The following is a 5,215-nucleotide window of genomic DNA, read 5'->3' as shown; positions in this document are numbered from 1 at the left end:
CGATCCGTCGACGCTCGGCGACAAGTACGCGATCGCTTGGGGCGTCGGCCCGCTGATCACGTGGCGCTTTCCGAACATGGCGGTGAGCCGCGCGCGGCTCGCGCAGGCCCGCGCCGACGACACGCTCGCCCGTGCGCAATTCGATGCGCAGGTGCTGCGCGCGCTGAAGGAAACCGAGCAGGCGCTGGCCCGCTACGGCGCCGCGTGGCGCCGCCGCGCCGCGCTCGAAACCGCGCGTGCCGAGCATGCGCGCGCCTATCGCCTCGCCGAGCTGAACTACGAAGCCGGCGCCCTCGATTTCCTCGGCGTGCTCGACGCGCAGCGCAGCCTCGTCGCGGTCGATTCGGCGCTGGCCGAGTCGACGCAGCAGGTCTCGCTCGACCAGGTCGCCGTGTTCAAGGCGCTCGGAGGCGGCTGGCAACCGTAGCCGGCCACGTTCGCCGCGTCCCTGTCCGTTCTCTTGCACGCCAACTCATCATTCCGATCATGAGCACGACTGCCGTACCCGAAAAAGCCAAAACCGCCCGGTTCTCCCGGCGCCAACTGATCGCCGCGGGCGTCGTGCTCGCCGTCATCGCGCTCGCCGTGTTCGGCTGGCACTGGTGGACCGTCGGCCGTTTCATCGAAAGCACCGACGACGCGTATGTCCGCGCCGACGTCGTGACCGTCAGCTCCCGCGTGTCGGGTTACGTCACGCAGGTGGCGGTCGACGACAACCAGCCGGTGAAGCGCGGCGACGTGCTCGTGCGGCTCGACGACCGCGACTATCGCGCGAAGGTCGACGATGCGCAGGCCGCCGTCGCGGCGGCCGACGCGACGCTGCAGGCCGAGCAGGCGGCGGCCGCGATGCTCGACGCGCAGATCGGCCAGCAGCGCAGCCAGATCGCGCAGGCCGACGCCGATGCGGCCGCCGCGCGCGCCGAAGCCGCGCGGCGCGACGCCGATGCGACGCGCTACAAGCAACTGCTGGCCGAATCCGCCGCGAGCGGGCAGCGCTGGGAGCAGGCCCATGCGGACGCATTGAAGGCGCGCGCCGAGCTGACCCGCGCCGGCGCGGCCGTGCGGGTGCAGACCGACCAGCAGACCGTGCTGCAGCGCCGCCGCGAACAGAGCACCGCGGCGATCGCGCAGGCACGCGCCCGGCTTGCGGCGGCCCAGGCGAAGCTGGCGCTCGCGCAACTCGATCTCGACCACACGGTGATCCGGGCGACGCGCGACGGCAGCGTCGGCCAGCGCGCGGTGAGAGCCGGCCAGTACGTCGAAGTCGGGATGCCGCTGCTCGCGGTGGTGCCGCTGAGCGACGTGTACGTGGTGGCGAACTTCAAGGAAACGCAGTTGGGCGCGATGCACGACGGCCAGCCCGTCCAGATCGACGTCGACACCTATTCGGGCCATACGCTGCACGGCCGCGTGATCGGCCTCGCGCCGGGCTCGGGCGCGCAGTTCGCGCTGCTGCCGCCGGACAACGCGACCGGCAACTTCACGAAGATCGTGCAGCGCATCCCGGTGAAGATCCGCGTCGATACGCCGCCGGCCGGCGTCGTGCTGCGGCCCGGGATGTCCGTGATCGCGCGCGTCGACACGCGCGGCACGCAGGGGGCCGGCTCGTGACCGCGGCGACCGCGCAGGCTGCGCACGAAGATACCGTTTCGCTGCGCGCGTGGGTCGCCGTGCTCGGCGGCGTGTTCGGCTGCTTCATGGCCGGCATGAACGTGCACGTGACCAATGCGTCGCTGCCCGACATCCGCGGCTCGCTCGGCGCGAGCTTCGAGGAAGGGTCGTGGATCACCACCGCGTACCTGGTCGCCGAGATCGTCGTGATTCCGCTGACCGGCTGGCTCGTGCAGGTGTTTTCCGCGCGACGCGTGCTGCTGGTCGGCGCGACCGGCTTTCTCGCGTTCTCGCTCGCGTGCTCGGTCGCGCCGAGCATCTCGACGATGATCATTGCGCGGGCGCTGCAGGGTGCGTTCGGCGGCGTGCTGATTCCACTGTCGTTCCAGCTGATCGTCACCGAATTGCCGCCGTCGAAACATCCGCTCGGGATGGCGCTGTTCGCGATCGCGAACAACGTCGCGCAGGCGGCCGGGCCGTCGGTCGGCGGCTGGCTCACCGACATGTATTCGTGGCGCTGGATCTTCTATCTGCAGATTCCGCCGGCGATCGCGCTGGTCGCGGCGATCGGCTGGGCGATCCGGCCCGTGCCGGTGCAGCTCGGGATGCTCAGGCGGGCCGACTGGTTCGGCATCGCGACGATGGCGGTCGGCTTGAGCGCGTTGCAGATCGTGCTGGAGGAAGGCGGGCGCAAGGACTGGTTCGCGTCGGACCTGATCGTCGAGCTGTCGATCGTCGCGGCGCTCGGGCTGGCGGCGTTCGTCGCGATCGAGCTGCGGCGCAAGGAGCCGTTCATCAACCTGCGGCTGCTCGGCCAGTACAACTTCGGGATCGCGAGCCTGATGCAGTTCCTGTTCGGCGCGGTGGTGTTCGGCGTGGTGTTCCTCGTGCCGAACTACTTCGCCGAGCTGCACGGCTACAGCGCGCGCGACATCGGCCTCGCGATGATTCCGTACGGGCTCGTGCAGTTCGCGATGTCGTTCCTCACGCCGCCGCTGATGCGCCGCACCAGCCCGCGGACGACGATCGTGCTCGGCTTCGTGCTGGTCGCGGCCGGGTGCCTGATGAACATTCACCTCGACGCCGACGCTGCGTCGAACGTGATCGTCCCGTCGCTGATCGTGCGCGGGATCGGGCAGTCGTTCGTCGTGATCGCGCTGGCCGTGATGGCCGTCGACGGAATCGAGAAGGCGCAGCTCGGGTCGGCGTCGGGCGTGTTCAACATGGTCCGCAACGTCGGCGGCGCGATCGGCATCGCGGTGATGAGCCAGATCGTCGTCGAGCGGCAGAAGCTGCATGCGATGCGCATCGGCGAGGCGGTCACGCCGTTCTCCGAGGCGTTCCAGGAGCGCATGGCGATGCTCGCGCGGCTGCTCGCGCGCGTGCATGCGCCGCGCGCGGACGTGCTGCCGGGCGGATCGTTCTCCGGCGTGCATGAACTTGCGCTGGGGCTCGTCAACCAGCGCGTGATGCGCGAGGCGCTGCTGATGGCGTACAGCGATACGTTCCTGATCGCGGGAATCGCGATGATCGGGTGTACGGCGGCGGCGTTCATTCTCAAGGGGAAGAAAAAGGCGTGAGGGCCGGCTGTGGCTGACCTCGATCCGGATTGCCGTGTCCGTCGCCGTTGCCGTCACGCGAAGATCGCCGCCGATCTCCGTCTCGATCTGCCGCTCCGTGCTTTGCAGGTTCGCGAAGGCGACGGACCGCATCCTTTCGCTGCATCGCCGAATACCGTCGGCGGTTTCCATTATTTCATATTTCGATTATTATCGAAATATGGAAACGAACCAGACCGTCGCCGCCTTGTCGGCGCTCGCCCACGAATCCCGGCTCGCCGTGTTCCGCGCGCTCGTGCAGGCAGGGCCGCCGGGCCTGCCCGCGGGGCAGATCGCCGCCTTGCTCGACGTGCCGCCATCGTCGCTGTCCTTTCATCTGAAGGAACTGGCCCATGCCGCGCTCGTCACGAGCCGGCAGGAAGGCCGCTTCGTCATCTACAGCGCGAACTTCGCGACGATGAACGGCCTGCTGGCCTATCTCACCGAGAACTGCTGCGGCGGCAATCCATGCTCGCCGGTGTCCGCGTGTTCGACGTCCGGCACGCAAACCTGTTGACGCGTTCGCGCGCATTGCCCATGACCACCCACGTACTGATCCTCTGCACCCACAACTCGGCGCGCAGCGTGCTGGCCGAGGGGATGCTCAACCATTGGGCCGCGAAGCTCGGCAAGGACATGCGCGCGTACAGCGCGGGCAGCGCGCCGAGCGGCCGGCTCGATCCGTTCGCGCTGGACGCGCTGACGAACGCCGGCGTCGACACGAGCGGCTACCGCAGCAAGAGCTGGGACGAATTCGTCGGCGCCGGCGCGCCTGACATGCGCGTCGTCGTCACGGTATGCGACAGCGCGGCCGCCGAAACCTGCCCGCACTGGCCCGGCAGCCCGGTGAAAGTGCACTGGGGCTATGCCGATCCATCGAATGCGCCGGGCGGCGATGAAGGCAAGCGTCTCGCGTTCGAACTCACGCGCGAGGCGCTCGGCTACCGGATGCTGCAATTGCTGGCGCTGCCGCTCGATCGCATGAGCAACGCCGAACTCCAGGCGGCACTCGTGGAGATTTCCCGAAACTGACTGCGCGCATGGCGACCGGCGAGAAGCCGCTGGCCGCTCGCGACACCGAGATCGATACCCGTTCAATGAACGCACCCGACGTCTCGCCGGCAGGCAAGGCGGCCGCCATGCCCGCCATCAATTTCTTCGAACGCTATCTGACCGTCTGGGTGGCACTGTGCATCGTCGCCGGTATCGCGCTCGGGCAAGCGCTGCCCGGCCTGTTTCAGCACATCGGCCGGATGGAATATGCACACGTCAACTTGCCGGTTGGCCTGCTGATCTGGGTGATGATCGTTCCGATGCTCGTGAAGGTCGATTTCGGCGCGCTGCATGAAGTGCGTCGGCATGTGAAAGGCATCGGCGTCACGCTCGTCGTGAACTGGCTCGTCAAGCCGTTCTCGATGGCGCTGCTCGGCTGGCTGTTCATCCGGCATCTGTTCGCGTCGCTGCTGCCGGCCGACCAACTCGACAGCTACATCGCCGGGCTGATCCTGCTGGCCGCCGCGCCGTGCACGGCGATGGTATTCGTGTGGAGCCGGCTGACGGGCGGCGATCCGCTGTTCACGCTGTCGCAGGTCGCGTTGAACGACAGCATTATGGTGGTCGCGTTCGCGCCGCTGGTCGGGCTGCTGCTCGGGATGTCCGCGATCACGGTGCCGTGGGCGACGTTGATCACGTCGGTCGGGCTCTACATCGTCATCCCCGTGATCGTCTCGCAGGTCTTGCGCAAGCGGCTGCTGGCCAAAGGGCGGGCGGCATTCGACGCCGCGATGACGAAGATCGGCCCGTGGTCGATCGCCGCGCTGCTCGCGACGCTCGTGCTGCTGTTCGCGTTTCAGGGCGAAGCGATCCTCAAGGAGCCGCTGGTCATTGCGCTGCTCGCGGTGCCGATCCTGATCCAGGTGTTCTTCAACTCGGCGCTCGCTTACTGGCTCAATCGCGCGGTGGGCGAGAAGCACAACGTTGCGTGCCCGTCCGCGCTGATCGGCGCG

At 68.2% G+C, this 5,215-nt stretch carries 6 protein-coding genes; all 6 read left to right on the top strand.

The features are described 5' to 3' along the window. A partial coding sequence (locus JMF90_RS23000; protein WP_201325466.1) for a TolC family protein occupies nucleotides 1-427 on the top strand: 427 nt, incomplete at its 5' end. 59 nt (nucleotides 428-486) lie between these two features. Beyond that, a complete protein-coding gene (locus JMF90_RS22995) occupies nucleotides 487-1,611 on the top strand; it encodes an HlyD family secretion protein (RefSeq protein WP_011548586.1) in 1,125 nt (374 codons plus the stop codon). Next, complete coding sequence (locus JMF90_RS22990; RefSeq protein WP_011548585.1) at nucleotides 1,608-3,191, top strand: DHA2 family efflux MFS transporter permease subunit; 1,584 nt, start codon at nucleotides 1,608-1,610, stop codon at nucleotides 3,189-3,191. Before JMF90_RS22995 ends, JMF90_RS22990 begins: the two co-directional genes overlap by 4 nt. Nucleotides 3,192-3,390: 199 nt before the next feature. Next, nucleotides 3,391-3,726, top strand: a complete 336-nt coding sequence (locus JMF90_RS22985) for a helix-turn-helix transcriptional regulator (RefSeq protein WP_011548584.1) — start codon at nucleotides 3,391-3,393, stop codon at nucleotides 3,724-3,726. Between the two features lie 20 nt (nucleotides 3,727-3,746). Next, the gene (locus tag JMF90_RS22980) at nucleotides 3,747-4,241 is read left to right on the top strand and encodes an arsenate reductase ArsC (protein WP_041489434.1); all 495 of its coding nucleotides are present in this window, start codon (nucleotides 3,747-3,749) and stop codon (nucleotides 4,239-4,241) included. 65 nt (nucleotides 4,242-4,306) lie between these two features. Then, the coding region (arsB, locus tag JMF90_RS22975; RefSeq protein WP_201325465.1) for an ACR3 family arsenite efflux transporter at nucleotides 4,307-5,215 on the top strand (909 nt) is incomplete at its 3' end.

The organism is Burkholderia sp. E168m23 (genome assembly GCF_016586125.1).
GTDB lineage: Bacteria > Pseudomonadota > Gammaproteobacteria > Burkholderiales > Burkholderiaceae > Burkholderia > Burkholderia orbicola.
This window is presented reverse-complemented; position numbering and strand designations above follow the sequence as displayed.